At 61.3% G+C, this 24,486-nt stretch carries 20 protein-coding genes; 8 read left to right on the top strand and 12 right to left on the bottom strand.

The genetic code is table 11. From position 1 onward, the window contains the following. Positions 1 to 6: 6 nt before the first annotated feature. Entirely contained in the window at positions 7 to 753 is a 747-nt protein-coding gene (locus tag M5B43_RS11275) for a 3-oxoacyl-ACP reductase family protein (RefSeq protein WP_248750177.1), read from the bottom strand. A 106-nt stretch (positions 754 to 859) separates the two neighbouring features. On the opposite strand from M5B43_RS11275, the gene M5B43_RS11280 reads away from it, so the two are divergent. Beyond that, positions 860 to 1,783 (top strand): LysR family transcriptional regulator, encoded by a 924-nt coding sequence (locus M5B43_RS11280; protein ID WP_248750178.1) that lies wholly within the window; start codon positions 860 to 862, stop codon positions 1,781 to 1,783. Positions 1,784 to 1,823: 40 nt separating this feature from the next. Here the strand turns inward: M5B43_RS11280 and M5B43_RS11285 are convergent, their stop codons facing one another. The 3 genes from M5B43_RS11285 to M5B43_RS11295 all read right to left on the bottom strand — a co-directional run bounded on the left by M5B43_RS11285 (position 1,824) and on the right by M5B43_RS11295 (position 5,299). Then, positions 1,824 to 2,552 (bottom strand): aspartate/glutamate racemase family protein, encoded by a 729-nt coding sequence (locus M5B43_RS11285; protein WP_248750179.1) that lies wholly within the window; start codon positions 2,550 to 2,552, stop codon positions 1,824 to 1,826. Positions 2,553 to 2,565: 13 nt separating this feature from the next. Then, on the bottom strand, positions 2,566 to 4,095 hold the full coding sequence (locus M5B43_RS11290) for an NCS1 family nucleobase:cation symporter-1 (RefSeq protein WP_248750180.1): 1,530 nt from the start codon (positions 4,093 to 4,095) through the stop codon (positions 2,566 to 2,568). Positions 4,096 to 4,564: 469 nt separating this feature from the next. Next, positions 4,565 to 5,299 (bottom strand): phosphoadenylyl-sulfate reductase, encoded by a 735-nt coding sequence (locus M5B43_RS11295; protein WP_248750181.1) that lies wholly within the window; start codon positions 5,297 to 5,299, stop codon positions 4,565 to 4,567. A 150-nt stretch (positions 5,300 to 5,449) separates the two neighbouring features. Between M5B43_RS11295 and thrH the strand changes: the two genes are divergently transcribed. Further along, the gene (gene thrH / locus M5B43_RS11300) at positions 5,450 to 6,067 is read left to right on the top strand and encodes a bifunctional phosphoserine phosphatase/homoserine phosphotransferase ThrH (protein WP_248750182.1); all 618 of its coding nucleotides are present in this window, start codon (positions 5,450 to 5,452) and stop codon (positions 6,065 to 6,067) included. Between the two features lie 112 nt (positions 6,068 to 6,179). Here the strand turns inward: thrH and pabB are convergent, their stop codons facing one another. From pabB to M5B43_RS11320, 4 genes are all read right to left on the bottom strand, one after another. Further along, positions 6,180 to 7,523 (bottom strand): aminodeoxychorismate synthase component I, encoded by a 1,344-nt coding sequence (pabB, locus tag M5B43_RS11305; protein ID WP_248750183.1) that lies wholly within the window; start codon positions 7,521 to 7,523, stop codon positions 6,180 to 6,182. Between the two features lie 98 nt (positions 7,524 to 7,621). Beyond that, on the bottom strand, positions 7,622 to 8,608 hold the full coding sequence (locus M5B43_RS11310) for an alpha-L-glutamate ligase-like protein (protein ID WP_248750184.1): 987 nt from the start codon (positions 8,606 to 8,608) through the stop codon (positions 7,622 to 7,624). Then, positions 8,608 to 10,140 (bottom strand): inactive transglutaminase family protein, encoded by a 1,533-nt coding sequence (locus M5B43_RS11315; protein WP_248750185.1) that lies wholly within the window; start codon positions 10,138 to 10,140, stop codon positions 8,608 to 8,610. Before M5B43_RS11315 ends, M5B43_RS11310 begins: the two co-directional genes overlap by 1 nt. A gap of 5 nt (positions 10,141 to 10,145) precedes the next feature. Beyond that, complete coding sequence (locus M5B43_RS11320) at positions 10,146 to 10,682, bottom strand: ATP-dependent zinc protease (RefSeq protein WP_248750186.1); 537 nt, start codon at positions 10,680 to 10,682, stop codon at positions 10,146 to 10,148. Positions 10,683 to 10,952: 270 nt separating this feature from the next. On the opposite strand from M5B43_RS11320, the gene M5B43_RS11325 reads away from it, so the two are divergent. The 6 genes from M5B43_RS11325 to prpD all read left to right on the top strand — a co-directional run bounded on the left by M5B43_RS11325 (position 10,953) and on the right by prpD (position 19,374). Continuing rightward, positions 10,953 to 11,666 (top strand): GntR family transcriptional regulator, encoded by a 714-nt coding sequence (locus tag M5B43_RS11325; RefSeq protein ID WP_248750187.1) that lies wholly within the window; start codon positions 10,953 to 10,955, stop codon positions 11,664 to 11,666. Next, a complete protein-coding gene (prpB, locus tag M5B43_RS11330) occupies positions 11,663 to 12,556 on the top strand; it encodes a methylisocitrate lyase (protein WP_248750188.1) in 894 nt (297 codons plus the stop codon). The genes M5B43_RS11325 and prpB overlap by 4 nt, the downstream gene beginning before the upstream one ends. A 42-nt stretch (positions 12,557 to 12,598) precedes the next feature. After that, complete coding sequence (gene prpC / locus M5B43_RS11335; protein WP_248750189.1) at positions 12,599 to 13,726, top strand: 2-methylcitrate synthase; 1,128 nt, start codon at positions 12,599 to 12,601, stop codon at positions 13,724 to 13,726. 188 nt (positions 13,727 to 13,914) lie between these two features. Next, the gene (gene acnD, locus M5B43_RS11340) at positions 13,915 to 16,509 is read left to right on the top strand and encodes a Fe/S-dependent 2-methylisocitrate dehydratase AcnD (protein WP_248750190.1); all 2,595 of its coding nucleotides are present in this window, start codon (positions 13,915 to 13,917) and stop codon (positions 16,507 to 16,509) included. An 11-nt stretch (positions 16,510 to 16,520) separates the two neighbouring features. Next, positions 16,521 to 17,711 carry a 2-methylaconitate cis-trans isomerase PrpF gene (gene prpF, locus M5B43_RS11345; protein WP_248750191.1) on the top strand — a complete coding sequence of 397 codons (1,191 nt, stop codon included), beginning with the start codon at positions 16,521 to 16,523 and terminating at the stop codon, positions 17,709 to 17,711. Positions 17,712 to 17,889: 178 nt separating this feature from the next. Beyond that, positions 17,890 to 19,374, top strand: a complete 1,485-nt coding sequence (gene prpD / locus M5B43_RS11350; RefSeq protein ID WP_248750192.1) for a 2-methylcitrate dehydratase — start codon at positions 17,890 to 17,892, stop codon at positions 19,372 to 19,374. Between the two features lie 42 nt (positions 19,375 to 19,416). Here prpD and M5B43_RS11355 read toward each other — a convergent pair whose 3' ends face one another. The 4 genes from M5B43_RS11355 to M5B43_RS11370 all read right to left on the bottom strand — a co-directional run bounded on the left by M5B43_RS11355 (position 19,417) and on the right by M5B43_RS11370 (position 24,451). Next, the gene (locus M5B43_RS11355) at positions 19,417 to 20,739 is read right to left on the bottom strand and encodes a nitrate/sulfonate/bicarbonate ABC transporter ATP-binding protein (RefSeq protein ID WP_248750193.1); all 1,323 of its coding nucleotides are present in this window, start codon (positions 20,737 to 20,739) and stop codon (positions 19,417 to 19,419) included. A 14-nt stretch (positions 20,740 to 20,753) separates the two neighbouring features. Beyond that, positions 20,754 to 22,499 carry an ABC transporter permease subunit gene (locus M5B43_RS11360; RefSeq protein ID WP_248750194.1) on the bottom strand — a complete coding sequence of 582 codons (1,746 nt, stop codon included), beginning with the start codon at positions 22,497 to 22,499 and terminating at the stop codon, positions 20,754 to 20,756. 228 nt (positions 22,500 to 22,727) lie between these two features. Beyond that, a complete protein-coding gene (locus M5B43_RS11365) occupies positions 22,728 to 23,456 on the bottom strand; it encodes an alanyl-tRNA editing protein (protein WP_248750195.1) in 729 nt (242 codons plus the stop codon). Positions 23,457 to 23,458: 2 nt separating this feature from the next. Continuing rightward, positions 23,459 to 24,451, bottom strand: a complete 993-nt coding sequence (locus M5B43_RS11370; protein WP_248750222.1) for a serine O-acetyltransferase — start codon at positions 24,449 to 24,451, stop codon at positions 23,459 to 23,461. Positions 24,452 to 24,486 lie beyond the last annotated feature (35 nt).

Genomic DNA, 24,486 nt, shown 5'->3' on the forward strand with positions numbered 1-24,486 from the left:
AAGGCGCTAGGCGCTGAAGCCACCATCGATGGTCAGGCTTGCCCCAGTGATGTACCCGGCTTCCGGCCCGGCCAGATACGCCACAAAACTGGCAATCTCCTCCACATGCCCATAACGCCCCACCGCCATTAACCCGATCAGCGTCTCGGCAAAATCACCGTTCGCCGGGTTCATGTCAGTGTCCACCGGGCCAGGTTGCACGTTATTGATGGTGATGCCCCGTGGCCCAAGGTCTCGCGCCAAGCCCTTGGTCAACCCCACCAGCGCCGCCTTGCTCATCGCATACGGCCCACCGCCGCCAAACGGCATGCGCTCGGCGTTGGTACTGCCGATATTGATCACCCGGCCACCTTCGCCCATATGCTTGGCAGCCTCCTGTGTCGCGATAAACACACTGCGCACGTTGATCGCCAAGGTCTGGTCGAAGTCTTCCAGTTTGAAGTCTTCCAAGGGGGCGATGGCCAGCACACCGGCGTTGTTTACCAGGATATCCAGGCGCCCAAACGCTGCGACGGTGGCATTCACGGCGTTGCGGATTGCGCCGGCATCGGCGCTGTCGGCCTGAATCGCCAAGGCTTTGCCGCCTTCGCTGATCACGCTGTTCTGCAAGGCTTCGGCTTTGGCGGCCGAGCTGACGTAGGTAAAGGCGACGGCTGCGCCTTGGGCGGCCAGGCGCTTGACGATAGCGGCGCCGATGCCACGGGAACCGCCTTGAATCAAGGCGACTTTGCCGGTGAGGTTGTGCTGGGTCATGTCGATCTCCGAGTGGTTGATGGGCCAAGTATCGACCTCGCCCTCGCGCCCCGGTAGACCGAGATTGCTATAGTCTGTGTAAACCAAAAGTTTGGAATGAGGCGAGATGGAAAGCTTTGGCAGTATCGAATGCTTTGTGCGCAGCGCCGAGGGAGGCAGCTTTGCCGAGGCCGCCCGGCACCTGAGCCTGACCCCGGCGGCGGTCGGCAAGAGTGTCGCCAAACTTGAGGCACGCCTGGGTGTCCGGCTGTTTCAGCGCAGCACCCGACGCCTTACGCTGACCGAAGCCGGCAAGCTGTTCCTCGAAGAAGTCAGCGGCAGTCTGACCACCATCCAGAACGCCGTGGCCAACCTGGCCAGTGCCGAAGGGCAGCCGGTGGGCACGCTCAAGGTGAGCATGGGCACGGTGTTCGGCAATCGCTATGTGGTGCCGCTGCTGGGGGCATTCATACAGCGTTTTCCGGCTATCAGCCCGGACTGGCACTTCGATAACCGCCAGGTCGACCTGATCGGCCAAGGGTTTGATGCCGCCATTGGCGGAGGTTTTGAATTGCCCCAAGGGGTGGTGGCGCGCAAGTTGACGCCGGCGCACCGGGTGCTGGTGGCTTCGCCGGACTACTTGGCGCAACGCCCGCCAGTGCGGGAGCCCGAAGATTTATCACGCTGCCTGGGTATCCTGATTCGCTCGCCGCAAACCGGCCGCGTGCGTTCCTGGCAACTGACCCGCGTTGACCGCGAACACCGCCCGCTGATGCTCAAGCCCGGGATGACGATGAGCGACTCCGAAGCCGCCTGCTGTGCCAGCGCCCAAGGCTTGGGCATCGCCCTGGTGAGCATGCCGATGGCCGTGCCGTTCCTCGACAGTGGCGCGGTGGTGCGCGTACTGCCGGATTGGTATGTCGACGACGGTAATATTTCCATCTACTACGCCGAACACAAACTGCTGCCCGGCAAGACCCGGGCGTTTGTGGATTTCATCCTTGAGCAGTTTGCCGAGCAACAACTGGGGCAAAAATTCAGCGCTATCTAATGCCAGGCACCGATCAAAATGTGGGCGGGGGATTGAATCTTCAGCGGCCGAATTTGCCGGGCCAGCCCATGACCTGCTTCGGCCTTGGCGTCGCATAGGTTCGAATTTTCGACGTCGACAACCCCAACCGCACCAACCCTTCGGCAATCGTCACCGCCGCGGTCACCCCATCCACCACCGGCACCCCGGTGCGCTGGCGAATCTGTTCATCCAGCCCCGCCATGCCGCCGCAACCGAGGCAGATCACCTCGGCCTTGTCCTCGCGGATGGCCAATTCCGCCTGGCGCACGATGGCTTCCATGGCGGCGAGCGGGTCTTCTTCCAGCTCCAGTACCGCCATGCCGCTGGCGCGCACCGAGGCACAGCGCTGGTAGAGGCCGGCGAGTTTCAGCCGGTCTTCGATCAGCGGCACCGTGCGGTCCAGGGTGGTAACCACCGAGTAGGCATGCCCCAGGAACATTGCGGTGCTGGCCGCCGCTTCGGTGATGTCCACCACCGGCACGTTGAGCAATTCCTGCAAGCCTTCACGGCCATGCTCGCCGTAGCCGGCCTGGATCACCGCATCGAACGGCTGGTCATAGGCCATCACCCGGTCCATCACCGCGATGGCTGCCAGGTAGCTTTCAAAGTTGCCCTCCACCGACTCGGCGCCAAAGTATGGGGTGAGCCCGACAATCTCGGTGCCCGGTGCCGCCACGGCTCGCGCCTGCTGGGCGATGGTTTCAGTGATGGATTCGGTGGTGTTGACGTTGACCACGAGGATGCGCATGGGAGGTCCTTGTTCAATGACTGACGTTATCGACTGCAATGCTCTCGCCGCTGACATCGGCGTAATGCGGTTGGCGCTTGGCAATCACTCGGTACAGCAGCCCTGCAATACCGGCGCCAAACAACCAGGAAAACGGTGAGACGCTGGCGAACCCAGGCAACAGCGCGAGCAGAATGGCGATCACGGCCGCAGGAATAAACGCTGCCACTGCGCGTAAATTCACGCCTCGGTTGTAGTAATAAACGCCATTGGGGTCTTCGCTATACAGCTGCGGCACATCCACCTGGCTTTTACGGATCAGCCAGTAATCGACCATGATCACCCCGTACAACGGCCCCAACAGTGCCCCCAGGCCGGAGAGGAAATACACGATCACCAGCGGGCTGTTATAGAGGTTCCACGGCAGGATCAGCACCGCCACGGTGGCGCTGATCAACCCGGCGCGGCGGAAGTTCAGGTACGTGGGCGCCAGGTTGCTCAGCACAAAGGCCGGGGCGACGAAGTTGGCCATGATGTTCACCGCCACGGTGACGATCAGGAACGCGAGGCAGCCCAGCACGAGGAAAAAGGTATTGGGGATCGCCGCGATGATCTCGGTCGGGCTTTCGATCACCCGGCCATTGAGCTGGAACTGCCCGCCGCACAGCAGCACGGTGATGGCGGCGAACACCAGGATATTCACCGGCAGGCCCCAGAAGTTACCGACCTGGATCGTCTTGCGGCAGGGCGAGGAGCGTGCGAAGTCACAGAAGTTGAGGATCAGCGTGCCGTAGATCGTCAGCCACAGGGCGCCACCGGCGAAAATGTTGCGCCACATCTCGCCGCCGCTCAGCGGTTCACGGATCGACCAGGCAATATGCCCACCGACCTGGAAGTACATCCAGCCGGCCAGCGAGGCCACGGTCAGCAAAATCACCGGCCCGGCAAACCCTTCATAGCGGCGCACCATCTCCATGCCATAGGCGAGAATCGCCAGTTGCACCAGCCAGATCGCTACAAAACACGCCCAGCCCAGGGTCGACAGGCCGAGGATGGAGTTGTGGTCATAAGCGGCAAAGCCTGGGTGAATCGCCGTCAGTAATACGCGGAAAACGACCGAGGCCAGGTAGGTCTGGATACCAAACCAGGCAATCGCAATCACTGCGCGAATCAACGCCGGGATCTGTGCGCCGTGAATGCCGAAACTGATGCGGCTGATGACCGGAAAGGGCACCCCGGTCTTCTGCCCCATATACCCCGACAAGTTCATGAAGAAATACACCAGCGCCGCGCCGATCCCCAAGGACAGCAAAATCTGCCAACCGCCCAGGCCCAGTGCATATAAGCCAATGGCGAATGAGTAGTTGGCGATGTTGTGCACGTCATTGGTCCACAACGCAAAGATGCTGTAGCGCCCCCAACGACGGCCTTCGAGCTTGGTGGGGGCCAGGTCTTTGTTATGCAGGCGTGGGCTGAGGACCAGCGGGCCGGGGCTGGCGGCCTTCGGGTTTAGTGAGGAGGAGGGCAGATCCAGTGCGATGTTATTCGAGAGGCTTGTACGCATTCCGGCAGGCTCCAGCGCATCCGCGAGCAAGCCGAAGATGGCAAAGTGTATGTAGGTTTTGTATTTATTGTATACAAAGCGTATTTCACCTTAAGCCACTTACGTGCCAGTTTTCGTTCTATGAAACCGGTGGTTAATTTCGTTTTTATCGGGTGTATAAATAACTGACTGAATTAAAAGCGATATAAATTGACCGATTGAACAGGTATTTATTTTCAGGACAGGACAGAGATTATTTGGCGGGCAAACGGTGTGCAGAAATAGCTGTTACGTTTTGGTGCGTTTCAGTAAAAATTGCACACATAAATGGCACCGATGGTTACATGTGTGTGTACATTTCAAGCCTCAATACAAAGCAAATGTGGGAGGGGGCTTGCTCCCGATAGCAAAGTGTCAGTCACCCTTGAGCTGGCTGACCACCGCTATCGGGAGCAAGCCCCCTCTCACATGTTTTTTTTAAGCCTCAGCTTCAAGCCTTGCTGATGATATTCCCCGCGTGCAACCCGCATTCCTTCTGCGTCGCTTCTTCCCACCACCAGCGGCCTTCGCGTTCATGCTGGTTCGGCAGTACCGGGCGGGTGCACGGCTCGCAGCCGATGCTGATAAAACCGCGCTCATGCAGGCTGTTGTAAGGCAATTCCAGCATGCGGATATAGCCCCAGATCTCCTCGCTGGTCATTTGCGCCAGCGGGTTGAACTTGTACAGGGTGCGTTCCGGGGTAGAGAACGCCGAGTCGATTTCCAGCGCGGCCACCTGGCTACGGGTGCCAGGGCTCTGGTCGCGGCGTTGGCCGGTGGCCCAGGCGCGTACGCCCGAGAGCTTGCGGCGCAGCGGCTCGATTTTGCGCACGCCGCAGCATTCGCCATGGCCGTCCTTATAGAAGCTGAACAGGCCCTTTTCCTTGACGAAGGGTTCCAGCTTGCTCTGGTCCGGCGAGATCAGCTCGATGTCGATCTTGTAGAACTCACGCACCTGCTCGATAAACCGGTAGGTCTCCGGGTGCAGGCGGCCGGTGTCGAGGCTGAACACCTTGACGTTCTTGTTCAGCTTCCAGGCCATGTCTACCAGCACCACGTCCTCGGCACCGCTGAAGGAGATCCACAGGTCATCACCGAACTGGCTGAATGCCAGCTTGAGAATGTCCTGGGCGGATTTGTTGGCATAAGTCGCGGCGAGTTCAGCGACGTCGAAGGCTTGGTTCATCAGGACGGTTCCTACAGGTCAGTGGCGCTGAGCGCTCTATAGGGGAGCGATGGTATCAAATCCGCCCTGCGTTGCGGCGGCGAGCTTGAGTCGCTAGAGTTCGGCAGTCCTTATGCTCGCTCAACTAACAACATCTAATGGGAGTGTCTTGTGGAAATTGCCTGTCTCGACCTGGAAGGGGTACTGGTTCCGGAGATCTGGATCGCCTTCGCCGAAAAAACCGGTATTGAATCCCTGCGGGCCACCACCCGGGACATTCCCGACTACGACGTGCTGATGAAGCAACGCCTGCGCATCCTCGACGAGCACGGGCTCAAGCTTGCCGATATCCAGGAAGTGATTGCCACGCTCAAGCCGCTGGACGGCGCCATCGAGTTCGTCAATTGGCTGCGCGAACGCTTCCAGGTGGTGATCCTGTCCGACACGTTCTACGAATTCTCCCAGCCGCTGATGCGCCAACTGGGTTTCCCAACCTTGCTCTGCCATCGCTTGATGACCGATGAGAACGACCGGGTGGTGAGTTACCAACTACGCCAGAAAGACCCCAAGCGTCAGTCGGTGCTGGCGTTCAAGACCCTCTATTACCGCGTGATCGCTGCTGGCGATTCCTACAACGACACCAGCATGCTGGGCGAAGCGGACCGTGGGATTCTGTTCCATGCGCCGCAGAATGTGATTCGCGAGTTCCCGCAGTTCCCAGCGGTGCACACGTTTGAGGACTTGAAGCGGGAGTTCATCAAGGCGTCGAATCGGCCGTTGAGCCTGTAGGCCATCCAGCGAGGCGGATGGCCTCAGCGGGAGCAAGCCCCCTCCCACATTTGAATGTATTCACAATTCAAATGTGGGAGGGGGCTTGCTCCCGATAGGGCCAGTACCGGCGCTACAAGCTTTCCAACGTTTGTAACAACACCCGCACCTTCGTCAGCGACTCCTGATACTCGGCCTCCCACTGCGAGTCCGCCACGATCCCGCCGCCGCCCCAGCAGCACACCTGGCCATCCTTGACCAGCAAACTGCGGATGGTGATGGAACTGTCCATCTCGCCACGCACGTCCAGATACACCAGTGAGCCGCAATACAAACCCCGTCGGGTCGGTTCAAGCTCGTCGATGATTTGCATGGCGCGGATCTTCGGTGCGCCGGTGATGGAGCCGCCGGGGAAGCTGCCGGCGATCAGGTCGAGGGCGTCTTTGTCGTCGGCCAGTGTGCCGGTCACGCTGCTCACCAGGTGGTGCACATTGGGGTAGCTTTCCAGGCTGAACAACTCCGGCACTTTGACCGAGCCGATACGACAGCTGCGGCCGAGGTCGTTGCGCAGCAGGTCGACGATCATTAGGTTCTCGGCGCGGTCCTTGGGGCTGGCCAGCAATTCGGCGGCATTCGCAGCGTCTTCTTGCGGCGTGAGGCCGCGTGGGCGCGTGCCTTTGATCGGGCGGGTCTCGACCTGGCGTTCGCTGATGCGCACGAACCGTTCCGGCGACAGGCTCAGCACCGCGCCGTCATCCGGCAGGCTCTGGAACCCGGCAAAGGGGGTCGGGCAGGCTTCGCGCAGGGCGCAGTAGGCCACCCACGGATCGCCGATGCAGGGCGCGCGGAAGCGTTGGGCGAAGTTGACCTGGTAGCAGTCGCCGGCCTGGATGTAATCCTGGATACGCACGATGGCCTGGCGGTAAGTCTCGGCGCTGAGGTCGGGGGCCATCGGGCCCTGGAGTGTGAAGGTAGCCGGTGTATCGACCCCTTCAGCACTGAACAGGGTAATCAGGCGTTGCCGTTCGCTCTCGGCCAATGCGGGGTGAAAAACCAGTTGGCTGGTCTGCACCTGGTGATCGCTGATCAGCGCCCAGGCATAGAGCCCAAGGCGCGCGTCCGGCAGGTGTAAATCGTCCACTGCCAGCTGGGGCATCTGTTCCAGGTGTCGCCCGAAGTCGTAGCTCAGATAGCCGATCAAGCCGCCGGCAAAGGGCAGTTCTACACCCGCGGGCAATAGCGCTTCACCCAGCTGTGCCAGGCTTGCCCGCAAGCGTTGCAGAAAATCGCTGCCATTTTCGTCAGGTCGCACAGCCAAGGTCGCCTCGGGCCAGGCACTGAGCAGGTCGTAACGCCCACGCTCGGCCGTTGGGCGGCCGCTGTCCAGCAGCACCGCGCCAGGGGCATGGCGAATCACCGCAAAATAGTCGGCGGGGTTGGCCCGGTAGGGCAACGGGTAAACAGAGCAGGTCGACATGCGGGGTGGATCAGCCAGTGCGCGGGGGAGGGGATTGTAGTCCCCTGTAGGATTTGGTCCTAGAGGGGATGTCGGGGATAGACAGATGGAAGCCCCGATCAGCCTTTGACGTGGGGTATATGCCCAAACATTTCCTGCACAAACGTCACGCGCTCTGCCGGCGTTTCCGTCACGCCGGCGGCTTTCAGTTCTTCCAGGCGCGCTTCAACGGCGTGGGTGCGCGAGGTTAAACCACAGTCGTTGGCGATCTGGATATTGAGCCCCGGCCGTGCATTGAGCTCAAGAATCAGCGGGCCTTTTTCCTGGTCCAGCACCATGTCCACACCGATGTAACCCAGCCCGCACAGCTCATAGCAGCCGGCCGCCAACTTCATGAAACCGTCCCAGTTGGGCAATTGCACGCCGTCCACCGCGTTAGTGGTATCGGGGTGTTTGGTGATGATGTTGTTCAGCCAGGTGCCGCGCAGGGTCAGGCCGGTGGCCAGGTCCACACCCACGCCAATCGCGCCCTGGTGCAGGTTGGCCTTGCCGCCGGACTGGCGGGTCGGCAAACGCAACATGGCCATCACCGGGTAACCCATCAGCACGATGATGCGGATGTCCGGCACGCCTTCGTAGCTGATGCTCTTGAAGATCTGGTCGGGCACCACGCGGTATTCGATCAAGGCGCGGTCGCGGTGGCCGCCCAGGGAATACAGCCCGGTCAGAATGCTGGAAATCTGATGTTCGATTTCTTCATGGCTGATGATCCTGCCGGACACCGTGCGGTAGCGCCCTTCAAAACGGTCGGCCACCACCAGGATGCCGTCACCGCCAGCGCCTTGGGCCGGCTTGATCACGAAGTCGTTACGCCCACCGATAATGGCGTCGAGGTTGTCGATTTCTTTCTCGGTGGAAATCACCCCGTACATTTGCGGCACATGGATGCCCGCGGCGATGGCCCGTTCCTTGGTGATGATCTTGTCATCCACAATCGGGTACAGGCTGCGCTTGTTGTACTTGAGCACGTAGTCGGCATTACGCCGGTTGATGCCCATGATCCCCCGCGCTTCGAGGGCCTTCCAGGTTTTCCAGAAGCCGAACATTACGAATCAGCCTTGAGGAACGCCTTGAAACGTACCAGTTCGGTGAGGCGGTAGCCGCGATAACGCCCCATGGCCAGCATGAAGCCCACCAGGATCAACAGGATCGCCGGGAAGGTGAACACAAAGTAGATCAGCTCCGGCACGCTCATGATGATGTGTGCCAGGGACGCTGCGAACAGCGTCCCTATCGCCACTTTCAGCGCATGGCTGGCGCCACGCTCCTCCCAGGTGATGGACAGCCGTTCGATGGTCATGGTCAAGATCACCATGGGGAACAGCGCCACCGACAAGCCACGTTCCAGCCCCAGTTTGTGGCTGAACAGGCTGATGGTCGCAATCAGCACCACCACGAAGGTCAACACCACCGACAACCTGGGCAGCATCTGCAGCTTCAAGTGCTCCAGGTATGAGCGCAGGGACAAGCCCAGCGCCGTGATGATCGTGAACAACGCAATGCCAAAGCCCAGTTGCGTCTCGCGGAACGCCAATGCAATCAGCACCGGGGTAAAGGTGCCGAGGGTCTGCAGGCCGATCAGGTTGCGCAGGATCAGAATCACCAGCACGCCAATCGGGATCATCACCATGATCATGAACGTCTGCTGGGTTTGCAGCGGCAGGCCATACAGCGAGTATTCGAGGAAGTTGGCGTCGGTGTTTTCGTCGGTCAGCTTGGCCAGGCGAATGGCGTTCATTTCGCTGTTGTTCAGGCTGAAGGTCACTGTGGCTTTCTTGCCGCCATCGACCGTGATCAGGTTTTCATCGCCGGTCCACCACAGCAGGCGGTCGGCGGGCAGGCCCTGTTCGCCGGTTTCCGGGTTGAAGTACAGCCAGTCATTGCCGTTGAAGCTGCGCAGCCACAGCTCCGGGGTTTGTGGCTGGTCGGCCACCAGGCGGATGGTGTGGACTTTCTCCACCGGCACATGGGCGATGGACAGCAGCAGTTCGACGATCTTGGCCTTGTGCGGCGTCGATGGGTCGCCCGCCAGCAGCAGCTTCACATTGTCGTCATTGAGGTTGTTGGTGCGCTTGATGGCTTCGCCGATAAAGGTCTCGACGTCGGCCGAGTGCTGGCGGATCGGGGCCAGCAAGGCTTCGGCGGCGATCTTTTCCGGGCCTTCCACGGCGATGCTGTCACGGAAGGTCGGGCCTTTGACCTTGACCTTTTCCCCGCTGTAACGCTTGGTCAGCACCAGGCGGTAATACAGGGTTTGCTTGCCCTTGGCCCGGCGCGCCGACCAGGTCACCTTGCGGTTGCCATCGGTGCGGTTGACGCTCACCCCGTAGTTATTCGAGATAAAACTCTCATTGAGGCTGACGAAGTCGCGGCTCAGGGGCGGCACGAACATCGAGATTTTCACCGGGTCCTTGGGGTTGGCGACGAACTCGACCTTGGCGTCGATGTTCCACAGGTCGTCGGTGGCGTCCTCGGTGACGGGGATCCCCAGCACGAAAATCTGATAGGCGGTGACCGAAATACCCAAGACCACCAGGATGGTGATCAGGATTTTCAGGTGCAGGGTCAGAGAGCGCATTCGGTTTACTCGGCGGTATGAGCGTCGGCGGCGCAGGCGGGTTTGCCCGCTGCGTATTTAAGACTGGGGTCGACCAGCGCATCAAAGCGTTTGAGCGCTTCGGAGCCGATCAGCAGCGGGTATTGGAATGCGCTGCGGTCAGTCAAGTTCACTTCGATGCTGCGTAAAGCGCTGCCCATGCAGATATCCAGGGCGATCACTGGGCGGGCGGTGTAGTTCTTGTCCTCATCGGGGTCGTAGTCACCGGCGCGACGCTTGATTTTGCTGACGCGGGCCAGGGGGCGTTCGATGGGGTGGGAATGGGCGGTGTCGATGGCCAGATAAAAGCGCACCCAGGATTCGCCATTGCGCTTGAAGCGTTTGATGTCGCGGGCGCTCAACGAGGCGGTCTTGGCGCCAGTGTCGAGTTTGGCCGCCACTTCCAGGTCGATGCCCGCCAATTTGGCGTATTCGTTCAAGCCATACACGGTCTTCTCGGCGGCAACGCCAAGGCCCGGTACGCACAGTAGGCAAGTCAATAGAAGGAAGGGCTTGAGTCTCATAGATCCTGACGCGGTGCCGTGCGATGTTCAATTCAAGGCGACTGGCATTACTGCGCAATCTCTGGTGCGCCGTGTCATCAATTGATGTCAGGCAAAAACGGCGGGCATTCTAACATGATGCTTTTTTGGCGCCAGCGCTGGCAGGCGGCCATGACCTCAGAACACGCAATCAGGGTTATTAGACGATTGTCGACAATGTTGATTTATTCTTTGACTATTCAGGGCTGATTGGCTAGTTTTTGCCGCATTGCTTTTAAAGGTGTCGACAATATGCTGGATCAACTGGAAACCCCAGTGGTGGCGCAAGACGATTCGCAGACCATGTCCGAGAACGTCTTCCGGCGTATCCAGGCTGCCATCGTCAAGGGCGAGATTGCCCCCGGCAGCAAGATTTCCGAGCCGGAACTGGCGCGCACCTACGGCATCAGCCGTGGCCCCTTGCGTGAAGCGATCCATCGCCTGGAAGGCCAGCGCCTGCTGGTGCGCGTGCCTCATGTCGGCGCGAGAGTCGTGTCGTTGAGCCACGCCGAGTTGATCGAGCTCTATGAAATCCGCGAGTCCCTCGAAGGCATGGCCTGCCGCCTGGCCGCCGAGCGCATGACCGATGCGGAAATCGAGGAGCTGCGCCAGGTCTTGCACACCCATGAGCGCGACGCAGCGTTCCAGGCCGGCCTCGGGTATTACCAGCAGGAAGGCGACTTCGATTTTCATTACCGGATAATTCAAGGCGCCGGCAACCGCACCCTCACTCAAATGCTCTGCGGCGAGCTGTACCAATTGGTGCGCATGTACCGCATCCAGTTTTCCGCCACCCCCAATCGTCCACGCCAGGCTTTTGCCGAGCATCACCGCATTCTTGATGCGATTGCCGATCGCGACGGTGAACTGGCCGAGTTGTTGATGCGCCGCCATATCGGCGCTTCCAAACGCAATATTGCCCGTCACTTCCCGGACGGTGCTCCTTCATCACGAGGTGAGTCATGAGTTCTCAAAACAACAGCACTCCCGGCCAGCGTTTCCGTGACGCGGTCGCCAGCGAACAGCCCTTGCAAGTGGTCGGCGCGATCAACGCCAACCATGCGTTGCTGGCCAAGCGCGCCGGCTTCAAGGCGATTTACCTGTCAGGTGGCGGTGTCGCCGCCGGCTCCCTCGGCGTACCGGACCTGGGTATTACCGGCCTGGATGACGTACTCACCGACGTGCGCCGCATCACCGACGTGTGCGACCTGCCGCTGCTGGTGGACGTGGATACCGGTTTCGGTTCCTCGGCGTTCAATGTGGCGCGCACCGTCAAGTCGATGATCAAGTTCGGCGCCGCCGCCATCCATATCGAAGACCAGGTCGGCGCCAAGCGTTGCGGCCATCGCCCGAACAAGGAAATCGTGTCCCAACAGGAAATGGTCGACCGCATCAAGGCGGCCGTGGACGCGCGCACCGATGACAGCTTTGTGATCATGGCGCGCACCGACGCCCTCGCCGTCGAAGGCTTGGAGTCTGCGCTGGAACGCGCCGCCGCCTGCATCGAGGCCGGTGCCGACATGGTGTTCCCGGAAGCGATCACTGAGCTGGAAATGTACAAACTGTTCGCGTCCCGTGTGAAAGCACCGATCCTGGCTAACATCACCGAGTTCGGCGCGACGCCGCTGTACACCACCGAACAGTTGAAATCTGCCGATGTTTCCATCGTGCTGTACCCGCTCTCGGCCTTCCGCGCCATGAACAAGGCCGCCGAGAACGTCTACACCGCGATCCGTCGCGACGGCACCCAGCAGAACGTGATCGACACCATGCAAACCCGCATGGAGCTTTACGATCGCATCGACTACCACACCTTCGAGCAGAAGCTCGACGCGCTGTTTGCCGCGAAAAAATAACGCGGTGCGCCTCCCTAATAAATTCAAGATTGGAGAACGAACATGGCTGAAGCAAAAGTATTGAGTGGTGCCGGCCTGCGTGGCCAGGTGGCCGGGCAGACCGCACTATCGACCGTGGGCCAGGCCGGTGCCGGCTTGACCTATCGTGGCTACGACGTGCGTGAACTGGCCGCTGACGCGCAATTTGAAGAAGTCGCCTACCTGCTGCTGTACGGCGAACTGCCGACCCAGGCCGAGCTGGACGCCTACAGCGCCAAGCTGAGTAAACTGCGCGACTTGCCCCAGGCACTCAAGGAAGTACTGGAGCGCATCCCCGCCGACGCTCACCCGATGGACGTGATGCGCACCGGTTGCTCGTTCCTGGGCAATATCGAGCCGGAAAAAGACTTCAGCGCGCAGCACGATGTCACCGACCGCCTGCTCGCCGCGTTCCCGGCGATCATGTGCTACTGGTACCGCTTCAGCCATGACGGCCAGCGCATCGACTGTGTGACCGACGAGCCGAGCATCGGTGGTCACTTCCTGCACCTGCTGCATGGCAAGAAGCCGAGCGATCTGCACGTCAAAGTGATGAACGTGTCGCTGATCCTCTACGCCGAGCACGAATTCAACGCCTCGACCTTCACTGCGCGGGTGTGTGCTTCGACCTTGTCCGACCTGTACTCCTGCGTCACGGCCGCCATCGGTTCCCTGCGTGGCCCGCTGCACGGCGGTGCCAACGAAGCGGCGATGGACATGATCGAGCGTTTCTCCTCGGCCCAGGAAGCGGTCGAAGGCACCCTTGGTATGTTGGCGCGCAAAGACAAGATCATGGGTTTTGGCCACGCGATCTATAAAGACAGCGATCCGCGCAATGAGGTGATCAAGGGCTGGTCGAAAAAACTCGCGGACGAGGTAGGCGACACCGTGCTGTTCCCTGTATCCGAAGCCATCGACAAGACCATGTGGGAGCAGAAGAAGCTGTTCCCCAACGCCGACTTCTACCATGCCTCGGCGTACCACTTCATGGGTATCCCGACCAAGCTGTTCACGCCGATCTTCGTGTGCTCGCGCCTGACCGGCTGGGCTGCACACGTGTTCGAGCAGCGCGCCAACAACCGCATCATCCGTCCAAGCGCCGAGTACATCGGCGTTGAGCAGCGCAAGTTCGTGCCAATCGAACGTCGCTGAAAAACTACTATCTCGGGCTGGAAACCCGATCAAAGTGTGGGAGCGGGCTTGCTCGCGAATACGGTGTAACAGTCGCCGAGTGTGTTGAATGACACGCCGCTTTCGCGAGCAAGCCCGCTCCCACATTTAGGTCTCATTCCAACTCTGGATCCGGCTTCTTTTGCACTTACCGTGACCGAGTCCTGACGATGAACACTGAATTTCGCAAACCGCTTCCCGGCAGCCGCCTGGATTTCTTCGACGCCCGTGCGGCGGTCGAGGCAATCACCCCCGGCGCCTACGCCACCTTGCCGTACACCTCCCGCGTGCTGGCGGAGAACCTGGTGCGTCGCTGCGACCCGGCCACCCTCAATGCGTCCCTGAGCCAGCTGATCGAGCGCAAGCGCGACCTCGACTTCCCGTGGTTCCCGGCGCGTGTGGTGTGCCATGACATCCTTGGCCAGACCGCCCTGGTGGACCTGGCCGGCCTGCGTGACGCCATTGCCTTGCAAGGCGGTGACCCGGCCCAGGTCAACCCGGTGGTGCCGACCCAACTGATCGTCGATCACTCCCTGGCCGTCGAGGCCGGAGGCTTTGATCCGGAAGCATTCGAGAAAAACCGCGCCATCGAAGATCGCCGCAACGAGGACCGTTTTCACTTTATCGAGTGGACCAAAAAGGCCTTCAAGAACGTCGATGTGATCCCGCCGGGCAACGGCATCATGCACCAGATCAACCTGGAGAAAATGTCCCCGGTGATTCAAGTGCGTGACGGTGTGGCCTTCCCGGATACCTGCGTCGGCACCGACAGCCACACCCCCCACGTGGACGCCCTGGGCGTGATCGCCATCGGCGTTGGCGGCCTGGAAGCCGAGAGTGTGATGCTCGGTCGTGCGTCGTGGATGCGCCTGCCGGAAAGCGTTGGCGTGGAACTGACCGGCCAGTTGCAGCCGGGCATCACCGCTACCGATATGGTGCTGGCGCTCACCGAGTTCCTGCGTCAACAGAAGGTGGTGGGCGCGTGGCTGGAGTTCTTCGGCGAAGGGGCGTCGGCCCTCACGCTGGGCGACCGCGCGACCATTTCCAACATGGCCCCGGAATACGGCGCCACGGCCGCGATGTTCTACATCGACCCGCAGACCATCGCCTACCTCAAGCTCACCGGCCGCGAAGACGAACAAGTCACGCTGGTGGAGCAATACGCACGCCATACCGGCCTGTGGGCGGATGACCTCAAGGGGGCGCAATACGAGCGCGGCCTGAGCTTTGACCTGTCCAGCGTCGTGCGCAACATGGCCGGCCCCAGCAACCCCCACGCACGCGTCGCCACCCGCGACCTGGCATCCAAGGGTATTTCCGGGCAGTGGGATGACGTGCCGGGGCAAATGCCCGACGGCGCGGTGATCATCGCCGCCATCACCAGTTGCACCAACACCAGTAACCCGCGCAACGTGATCGCTGCCGGCCTGTTGGCGCGCAACGCCAACAAGCTCGGGCTGACCCGCAAGCCGTGGGTCAAGTCGTCCCTGGCGCCGGGCTCGAAAACCGTGGCCATGTACCTGGAAGAGGCCGGCCTGGGCCATGAGCTGGAAACACTCGGTTTCGGCGTGGTGGCGTTCGCCTGCACCACCTGCAACGGTATGTCCGGCGCGCTCGACCCGGTGATCCAGCAGGAAATCATCGACCGCGACCTCTATGCCACCGCCGTGCTTTCCGGCAACCGCAATTTCGACGGGCGTATTCACCCGTATGCCAAGCAAGCGTTCCTGGCTTCACCGCCGTTGGTGGTGGCCTACGCGATTGCCGGCACCATCCGTTTCGACATTGAAAAGGACGTGCTGGGCCTGGACGCCGACGGCAAGGAAATCCGCCTGAAAGACATCTGGCCGAGCGATGAAGAAATCGACGCGGTGGTCAAGGCGTCGGTCAAGCCGGAGCAGTTCCGCGCGGTGTACATCCCGATGTTCGCCATTCACGAAGACACCGGCCCGAAAGTCGCGCCGCTGTACGACTGGCGCCCGCAGAGCACCTACATCCGTCGCCCGCCGTACTGGGAAGGCGCACTGGCCGGGGCGCGGCCGCTCAAGGGCATGCGCCCGCTGGCGGTGCTGCCGGACAACATCACCACTGACCACCTGTCGCCGTCCAACGCGATCATGCTCGACAGTGCCGCCGGCGAATACCTGGCGAAAATGGGCTTGCCGGAAGTCGACTTCAACTCCTACGCGACCCATCGCGGCGACCACCTGACTGCGCAGCGCGCCACCTTCGCCAACCCGAAACTGTTCAACGAAATGGTCGTGGAGAACGGCAAGGTCAAGCAGGGTTCCCTGGCGCGCATCGAGCCGGAAGGCAGGGTCACGCGGATGTGGGAAGCCATTGAAACCTACATGGAGCGCAAGCAGCCGCTGATCATCATCGCCGGCGCCGATTACGGCCAAGGCTCGTCCCGCGACTGGGCGGCCAAAGGCGTACGCCTGGCCGGCGTGGAGGCGATTGCCGCCGAAGGTTTCGAGCGTATCCACCGCACCAACCTGGTCGGCATGGGCGTGTTGCCGCTGGAGTTCCTGCCGGGCACCGACCGTCACACGCTGAAGATCGACGGCAGCGAAACCTATGACGTGCTGGGCGAACGCACCCCGCGGGCACAGCTGACCCTGGTGATCCATCGCAAGAATGGCGAGCGTGTCGAGGTGCCGGTGACCTGCCGCCTCGATACCGCCGAAGAAGTATCGATTTATGAAGCGGGCGGCGTGTTGCAACGCTTTGCCCAGGATTTCCTGGAATCGGCGACCACCGCCTGAAGAGGATGACCATGGCACACGCACCGCAAATCAAGATCCCGGCCACCTATATGCGTGGCGGCACCAGCAAGGGCGTTTTTTTCAGCCTCACGGACCTGCCCGAGTCGGCCCAGGTTCCGGGGGCTGCGCGCGATGCCCTGTTGCTGCGGGTGATCGGCAGCCCCGACCCTTATGACAAGCAGATCGACGGTATGGGGGGCGCGACGTCCAGCACCAGCAAAACCGTGATCCTGGCTAAAAGTACCCGCGCCGATCATGACGTGGACTACCTGTTTGGCCAGGTTTCCATCGACAAGCCGTTTGTTGATTGGAGCGGCAATTGCGGCAACCTGTCGGCGGCGGTCGGTTCGTTTGCCATCAGCGCAGGGCTGGTCGACCCGGCCCGCGTGCCCCATGACGGCGTGGCCGTGGTGCGGGTGTGGCAGGCCAATATCGGCAAGACCATCATCGCCCACGTACCGATCACCAAGGGGGCGGTGCAGGAAACGGGCGACTTCGAACTGGACGGCGTGACCTTCCCGGCCGCCGAAGTGCAGCTGGAATTCATGGACCCAGCGGCCGAAGAAGAAGGCGGCGGGGGCTCGATGTTTCCTACCGGCAACCTCGTGGATGACCTGGAAGTGCCTGGTGTCGGGACCTTCAAGGCAACGCTGATCAACGCCGGCATCCCGACGATCTTTATCAACGCCCAAGACCTTGGCTACACCGGTACCGAGCTGCAAGGTGCGATCAACAGCGACCCGAAAGCCCTGGCGATGTTCGAGACGGTGCGTGCCTATGGCGCGCTGCGCATGGGCCTGATCAAGCACCTGGACGAAGCCGCCCAACGCCAGCACACGCCCAAGGTGGCGTTCGTGGCCAAGCCTGCCGATTACGTGGCTTCCAGTGGCAAGGCAATCAAGGCCGGCGATGTGGATTTGCTGGTGCGCGCCCTGTCCATGGGCAAACTGCACCACGCGATGATGGGCACGGCGGCGGTGGCGATTGGCACCGCGGCGGCGATTTCCGGCACCTTGGTCAACTTGGCGGCAGGCGGCGTGGAGCGCAATGCCGTGCGCTTCGGGCATCCCTCCGGCACCTTGCGTGTGGGCGCTGAAGCCACCCAGGTGAACGGCGAATGGGTCGTCAAGAAAGCCATCATGAGCCGCAGTGCGCGGGTGTTGATGGAAGGTTTCGTACGCGTCCCCGGTGACGCTTTTTAGCTTTATGTGGGAGGGGGCTTGCTCCCGATAGCAGGGTGTCAGTCGCCCCATTCATTGACTGACCCAGCGTCATCGGGAGCAAGCCCCCTCCCACAGGGATACAAGCAGGCAATCAGACCTGCGCAACGATTAACCCTGACCCTGAGGATGGAACCACCCAACTTTTAGGAGAACTGCCATGAGCGCCAACGTCGACCAGAACAACCGCCCCGATTACGACCAGGTTTTGCAGGACATTGCCGACTATGTCCTCAACTACCGCATCGATTCTCGGGACGCATTGGACACTGCCCGCAACTGCCTGATGGACACGCTCGGTTGTGGCCTGCTGGCCCTGCGGTTCCCCGAGTGCACCAAGCACCTGGGGCCGATCGTCGAGGGCACGCTCGTCCCGTTTGGCGCGCGGGTGCCGGGCACCTCGTTTCGCCTGGACCCGGTCAAGGCGGCCTGGGACATTGGCTGCATCGTGCGTTGGCTCGACTATAACGACACTTGGCTCGCCGCCGAATGGGGCCACCCTTCGGACAACCTGGGCGGCATTCTCGCCGTGGCCGATCACCTGTCGCAAAAGCGCGTGGCCAATGGCGATGCGCCGCTGACCGTACGCGTGGTGCTGGAGGCGATGATCATGGCCCACGAAATCCAGGGAGTGATTGCCCTGGAAAACGCCTTTAACCGGGTTGGCCTGGACCATGTGCTGCTGGTGAAAGTCGCGTCTACCGCTGTCACCGCCAAGCTCATGGGCGCTAACCGTGAACAGTTGCTCGCGGCGCTGTCGCATGCGTTTGTCGATGGTCAGGCGCTACGTACTTACCGCCATGCGCCCAATGCCGGCTCGCGTAAATCCTGGGCGGCGGGCGATGCGTCCAGTCGCGGTGTGCGCCTGGCGGATATTGCCCTGCGTGGCGAAATGGGGATTCCCGGGGTCTTGAGTGCGCCGCAGTGGGGCTTTTATGACGTGTTGTTCAGCCACACCAACAAGGACCTGGCGCTCAAGCCCGAGGACAAGCGTGCGTTCAGCCTGTCCCAGCCTTACGGCACGTATGTGATGGAAAACGTGCTGTTCAAGATCAGCTTCCCCGCCGAGTTCCATGCGCAAACCGCCTGTGAAGCGGCGGTAGCTCTGCACCCGCAGGTCAAGAACCGCCTGCACGACATCGAACGCATCGTGATCACCACCCACGAGTCAGCCATTCGTATCATCTCCAAGGTCGGCCCCCTGGCCAACGCCGCCGACCGCGACCACTGCCTGCAATACATGACCGCCGTGCCGCTGGCGTTCGGCAAGCTGGTGGCCGAGCAGTACGAAGACGATTTTCATGGGGCGCACCCGATCATTGATGAGCTGCGCGACAAGATGGTGATCGTCGAAGACCCACGCTACAGCCGCGAGTACCTGGAGGCCGACAAGCGTTCCATTGCCAATGCGGTGCAGGTGTTTTTCAGGGATGGCACTCATACCGAACAGGTGGCGGTGGAGTACCCGATGGGTCATCGTCGCCGTCGGGTGGACGGCATCCCGTTGCTGGAGGCGAAGTTCAAGGCCAACCTGGCCACGCGTTTTACCGCGCAGCGCAGTGCTGAGATTTTTGCGTTGTGCAAGGATCAGGCGAAGCTTGAAGCCACGCCGGTCCACCGGTTTGTGGACCTGTTCGTGATCTAGGCAACGCTACAAAAAAATGGATTTTTGTTGGTTTTGACGGCCCTACATACTGCCTTCGACATCATCCAGGCTGAACGTCTCGGTGTGGTCGTCATAGGAGAAAATCTCCGCATAGCGTCCCCACGCCACCACGCTTTCCAGGGTTTTCTCCACGAAGGCGTCGGTCATCGAGTCTTCCAACTCTTGCTCGAAGCGCACCCGTGGCGCCCGGTGCCCGCTGCGTTCAAGCAACACTTGATGGATGCGTGCCGCCAGCGGCACGTGACGGATCAAATGCTCGGCGAACAGAGTTTTACGTTCTTGGGTGCCGTAGTCGGCGAACAGTTTGCCGGCGTCAGTGAGGGTGATGTCGGCGCCTTTGAGTTCGGCGAAGCCCAGATGCTCGAGCATCTCCGCCACTGGGAACAGGTCGTCCACTTCCAGCAAGCGCCGCTCGGCCACGGTCGGCAAGCCGGCGTGGCCGTTGTAGGGCTCGGCCGCCAAGGTTTCGATCAGGCCGGCCATCAGGTTGGTGGACACTTCCGGCAACAGGCTGCCCATTTTCAGCTCAGGTAGACCTCTGCTCGCGTCGGCGCTGCGGCGGTCGGTCATCAAGGCGTAGATGTCGTCGACCATTTGCCGGAAGGTCGGGTCCAGCCGGTTGCGTGGGTGTGCAAACGGCACCTTGATCTCGGCGACCACCCGGCCGGGGTTGGACGACAACACCAGGATGCGGTCGCACATCAGCACTGCTTCTTCGATGTTGTGGGTCACGATCAGGATCGACTTGATCGGCAGTTGTTTGCCGCTCCACAGGTCCAGCAAGTCAGTGCGCAGGGTTTCGGCGGTGAGGACATCGAGTGCCGAGAACGGTTCGTCCATCAGCAACAGGGTCGGGTTGACCACCAGGCCGCGGGCAAACCCCACGCGCTGGCGCATGCCACCGGACAATTCGCGCGGGTAGGCGTTTTCGAACCCGTCCAGGCCGATCAAGTCGATGGCCGCCAAGGCGCGCCGGCGGGTTTCCTTGCGCTCGACTTGCAAGGCTTGCAGGCCAGCTTCCACGTTTTCCAGCACGGTCAGCCAGGGGAACAGCGCAAAGGTCTGGAATACCATGGCCACGCCTTCGGCCGGCCCCTTCAAGGGGGCGCCGTTGTAGCGGACTTCGCCCGACGAGGGCTCGATCAGCCCAGCGATGATACGCAGCAGCGTGGACTTGCCCGAGCCGGAACGGCCGAGCATGCCCACGATTTCGCCTTCGTGCAGGCTCAGGTCTACGCCGCTGAGAACTTGCAACTCATCTTTACCTTTGCCGAACACCCGGTTCACGTTTTTCAACGAGTAGATTTGCGGAGTGTCGACAGCATGCTCGGTATAGGTAGTCATCACAGCGAATCCCATCAATTGAGACGAAGTTTGTTTTCAGCCATGGCGTACATCGGTCGCCAGACCGCGCGGTTGAACGCCACGACGAAGATCGACATCACCACCACGCCCAGGGCGATTTTCGGGAAATCGCCGGCGGCGGTGGTCTGCGCGATATAGGCGCCCAGCCCGTGGGCGACCACGTTGTCCTGGCCCCAGGACACGTATTCGGAAACGATGCTGGCGTTCCACGCGCCGCCCGAGGCGGTAATGGCGCCGGTGACGTAGTACGGGAAGATCCCCGGCAGCATGACTTTGCGCCACCACAGCCAGCCGCGAATGCGGAAGTTGGCGGCGGCTTCCTTGAAGTCGTTGGGAAAGGCGCTGGCACCGGCGATGACGTTGAACAGGATGTACCACTGGGTGCCCAGCACGATCAGTGGGCTCAGCCAGATATCCGGGTTGAGCTGGTAGTGCAGGATCACGATGACAAACACCGGGAACAGCAGGTTGGCCGGGAATGCCGCGAGAAACTGCGCCAGCGGCTGGATTTTCTCCGCCAGGGCGGGGCGCAAGCCGATCATCACGCCCAACGGCACCCAGATCAGCGAAGCAATCAGGATCAACCCGGCCACTCGCAGCAGCGTAATCAGGCCCAGCACGAAGACATGGCCGACCTCAGCCAAGTCCACCTCGGTGCCGACGTACAGCACGATGTGATACAGCGCATAAGCCGCCATCAGCGCAATCAGTGTGCCCCACACCCAGTCGATCACCCTTGAGGCCGCCGGGGTTTCTGCCGGCAGTGCCTTGAGTGCACCGCCCGCCAGGCTGAAACGTTTATTGCCGATGCGGCTGACGGCGCGGGTGATAGGGCGCAGGATGCGCTGCACGATGCGTGTGCGCTGGATCAGGTTCAGCAACCAGGATTGCGGCGCGGCGCCCTGCGAGGCGGTGGTTTCCATGCGGAATTTGTCGGCCCAGGCCACCAGTGGCCGGAACAGGAACTGGTCGTAGATCAGGATCACCACCACCATCGCCAGGATCACATAACCCACGGCGTGCATGTCTTTCTGGGCGATGGCCAGGGCCAGGTACGAACCCACGCCTGGCAGGGTGATGGTCTTGTCACCGACGGTGATGGCTTCGGAGGCAACCACGAAAAACCAGCCGCCGGACATGCTCATCATCATGTTCCACACCAGCCCCGGCATGGCGAACGGCACGTCGAGCTTCCAGAACCGTTGCCAGCCGGAGAGCCGCAGGTTGGTGGACACCTCGACCAGGTCATGGGGCAACATGCGCAGCGACTGGTAGAAGCTGAACGTCATGTTCCAGGCCTGGCTGGTGAAAATGGCGAAGATCGCGGCGAACTCGGCGCCGAGCACGCGCCCGGGAAACAGCAACAGGAAGAATGTCACCGTAAAAGAGATGTAACCGAGCACCGGCACCGATTGCAGGATATCGAGTACGGGCACCAGCAGTTTCTCGGCGCGCCGGCTTTTGGCGGCCAGGGTGCCGTACAACAGGGTGAAGATCAGGGCCGCGACCATCGCCGCGAGCATGCGCAGGGTGGTGCGCATCGCGTATTCCGGCAGGTTGGCCGGGTCGAGGGAAATGACTTCACTTTGCAAGGTGGCGATGGGCGCCCAGGTTTCCCGGGCGGTGATGGAGAAAAACAGTAAAAAGCCGATCACCAAGGGCAGGGCGACCAAGTCCCAGCGGTTGGGCAGCAAGCGCAGCGTGGATGCAGGGATGTAGTGACGGAACACTTTGTTCATAGGCAGTCAGTCCTGCAGCGTTCAGGTTCAGAGGGGCGTAGTGGGAGTGAGCTTAGCTGCTGCACGAATGACCCACCGAGCAGGGCAGGTACTGTTTTCGTGATTCAAGAGCATCCAGGCGTTAATGGCGGGATTGTACGTTTCTAAATGTTACAGGCACATATTTTTGCTGTCAGTTTCCTGTACGAACCGCGACTGGGACGTTGCATCCCAGCCACCGCTTGGCCGTTATTCAAAGCGCAGGATCACCCGGCGATTGTGCTTGCTCTTCTTCTCGATCTTCTCGCAGAACACCCGGCCGATTTCCTCGGTGTTGACCACATGCGTGCCGCCACACGGCTGGATGTCGATCCCGGCGATTTCAATCACCCGGACCGAGCCTTGGATAACCGGCGGCGCAACCGCCTGGGTGCGGGTGATCTGCAGCAGGGTCGAATATTCCGTGGCGGGCATCGACAGGGTTTTCACCGCGTGGGCTTGCTCGATCAGGGCGTTGAGGTCGCGGGTGAGGCTGTCTTTGTCCAGGGTCATTTCGGGCAGGTCGAAATCCAGGCGCCCCTTGTCGGCACTGATGCTGCAACCGGTCACGGGCGCATCGATGAGTGAGCACAGCAAGTGCAGGCAGGTGTGCATCTTCATGTGCTGGTAACGCCGCTCCCAATCCAGGCTTGCGTCTACCTGGGCGCCGGCCGTCAAGGTTGCGGGGCAGTGAGCCACCTGGTGCCAGATGATCGAGCGCAACACCGGGTCGCGCACGGTGCCGGTCACCTCGACCCGTGTGCCATCCGCCAGGCTGAGGTGCCCGGTATCGCCCGGCTGTCCGCCACCGGTGGGATAGAACAGCGTGTGCTCCAGGGCGATCCCGTGTTCGCTGACCGCAACCACACGGGCGCTGAACGCGTTCTGGTAGGGAGCGCTGTCAAACAGCGCCAGGGTTTCCATGGTATGCACGGACATGTTCAACCTCCGACGATCAGTGGGCTGGCCTGCAACAAGTGGCGCACCAGTGCGCTCAAGCCAGGCGGGGAGAGCAGGGTGATTTCAAATTCCGGCCCGCAGACTTTCAGGTTCAGCGGCAGGCGCGGCAGCTGTTCGCCGACATCGAGGCGGCGCAGGCGAAATTGCAGGTGGTGACGTTCTTTCACCGTGGGTTCGAGCATCAGCCCCTGTAACGGGTGAAAGTCGGCATCCAGCACCGTGACCTTGTGGCCGGCATTGACTTCGCCGACCACGTGCAAGCGCTCATCCATGGCAAAGGCGCCGAGGTAGTTGCTGTGGTCCGATTCATCATTTTTTTGCAATTGGATCTGGTTCACCACCTTGACCTTGGTGCCCGCGGGCACGTCTTGGGTAATGACGCAGGAGGGGCTGATGAACACGTTGTCGCCGATCTGCACATACCCCAGCACCCGGGCGCCGGCGCCGACTTCGACGTTGTTGCCCAGGCGTGGATGGCGCTTGCCGTCCGGGTTGTTGGCGATGCCACGGGCGCCCAGGGTCACGCCGCAGAGGACGTAGCAGTCGTTGCCGATCTCGCAGGTTTCACCAATGACGGTGCCGTAGCCGTGGTCCAGCACAAAGCGCCGGCCAATGCGCGCCGCCGGGTGAATCTCGGCGCCGGAGAGGATCTTGCCCTGGTTGCTGAGCTTGAGGGCCATACGCGTGAACACGCCTGGGCTGGCCTCGGGGAGGTTCCACACCACGTGCGCCAGCCGGTAGAACAGCACGGCCTTGAAGGAGGCATAGGACTCCAGGATCAACTCGCCGCGCCCGCGTGACGCCGGGTCGCGATAGGCGTAGGCGATCAAGTCCTCGGCCACCGCTTGGGCGGCGTTCTGGATCAGTGGCGCCAGGTGCGGTTCCAACTGCTTCATCTGCGCAGGCGTGAGGGTCTGGATGAGGTGGGTGAGCAACTCATCGTGCAGTTGTTGCATGTCGATGAAGCCGCCCATGGAGGCACCCTCGCAGTCTGGATAGTTGGGTAACC

The organism is Pseudomonas sp. MWU15-20650 (genome assembly GCF_023242475.1).
GTDB lineage: Bacteria > Pseudomonadota > Gammaproteobacteria > Pseudomonadales > Pseudomonadaceae > Aquipseudomonas.

Excerpts from the sequence above, each read along its gene's own strand:
- M5B43_RS11275 (WP_248750177.1), bottom strand. The coding sequence starts at position 753 with ATGACCCAGCACAACCTCACCGGCAAAGTCGCCTTGATTCAAGGCGGT.
- M5B43_RS11280 (WP_248750178.1), top strand. The coding sequence starts at position 860 with ATGGAAAGCTTTGGCAGTATCGAATGCTTTGTGCGCAGCGCCGAGGGA.
- M5B43_RS11285 (WP_248750179.1), bottom strand. The coding sequence starts at position 2,552 with ATGCGCATCCTCGTGGTCAACGTCAACACCACCGAATCCATCACTGAA.
- M5B43_RS11290 (WP_248750180.1), bottom strand. The coding sequence starts at position 4,095 with ATGCGTACAAGCCTCTCGAATAACATCGCACTGGATCTGCCCTCCTCC.
- M5B43_RS11295 (WP_248750181.1), bottom strand. The coding sequence starts at position 5,299 with ATGAACCAAGCCTTCGACGTCGCTGAACTCGCCGCGACTTATGCCAAC.
- pabB (WP_248750183.1), bottom strand. The coding sequence starts at position 7,523 with ATGTCGACCTGCTCTGTTTACCCGTTGCCCTACCGGGCCAACCCCGCC.
- M5B43_RS11310 (WP_248750184.1), bottom strand. The coding sequence starts at position 8,608 with ATGTTCGGCTTCTGGAAAACCTGGAAGGCCCTCGAAGCGCGGGGGATC.
- M5B43_RS11315 (WP_248750185.1), bottom strand. The coding sequence starts at position 10,140 with ATGCGCTCTCTGACCCTGCACCTGAAAATCCTGATCACCATCCTGGTG.
- M5B43_RS11320 (WP_248750186.1), bottom strand. The coding sequence starts at position 10,682 with ATGAGACTCAAGCCCTTCCTTCTATTGACTTGCCTACTGTGCGTACCG.
- M5B43_RS11325 (WP_248750187.1), top strand. The coding sequence starts at position 10,953 with ATGCTGGATCAACTGGAAACCCCAGTGGTGGCGCAAGACGATTCGCAG.
- prpB (WP_248750188.1), top strand. The coding sequence starts at position 11,663 with ATGAGTTCTCAAAACAACAGCACTCCCGGCCAGCGTTTCCGTGACGCG.
- prpC (WP_248750189.1), top strand. The coding sequence starts at position 12,599 with ATGGCTGAAGCAAAAGTATTGAGTGGTGCCGGCCTGCGTGGCCAGGTG.
- acnD (WP_248750190.1), top strand. The coding sequence starts at position 13,915 with ATGAACACTGAATTTCGCAAACCGCTTCCCGGCAGCCGCCTGGATTTC.
- prpF (WP_248750191.1), top strand. The coding sequence starts at position 16,521 with ATGGCACACGCACCGCAAATCAAGATCCCGGCCACCTATATGCGTGGC.
- prpD (WP_248750192.1), top strand. The coding sequence starts at position 17,890 with ATGAGCGCCAACGTCGACCAGAACAACCGCCCCGATTACGACCAGGTT.
- M5B43_RS11355 (WP_248750193.1), bottom strand. The coding sequence starts at position 20,739 with ATGACTACCTATACCGAGCATGCTGTCGACACTCCGCAAATCTACTCG.
- M5B43_RS11360 (WP_248750194.1), bottom strand. The coding sequence starts at position 22,499 with ATGAACAAAGTGTTCCGTCACTACATCCCTGCATCCACGCTGCGCTTG.
- M5B43_RS11365 (WP_248750195.1), bottom strand. The coding sequence starts at position 23,456 with ATGTCCGTGCATACCATGGAAACCCTGGCGCTGTTTGACAGCGCTCCC.
- M5B43_RS11370 (WP_248750222.1), bottom strand. The coding sequence starts at position 24,451 with ATGGGCGGCTTCATCGACATGCAACAACTGCACGATGAGTTGCTCACC.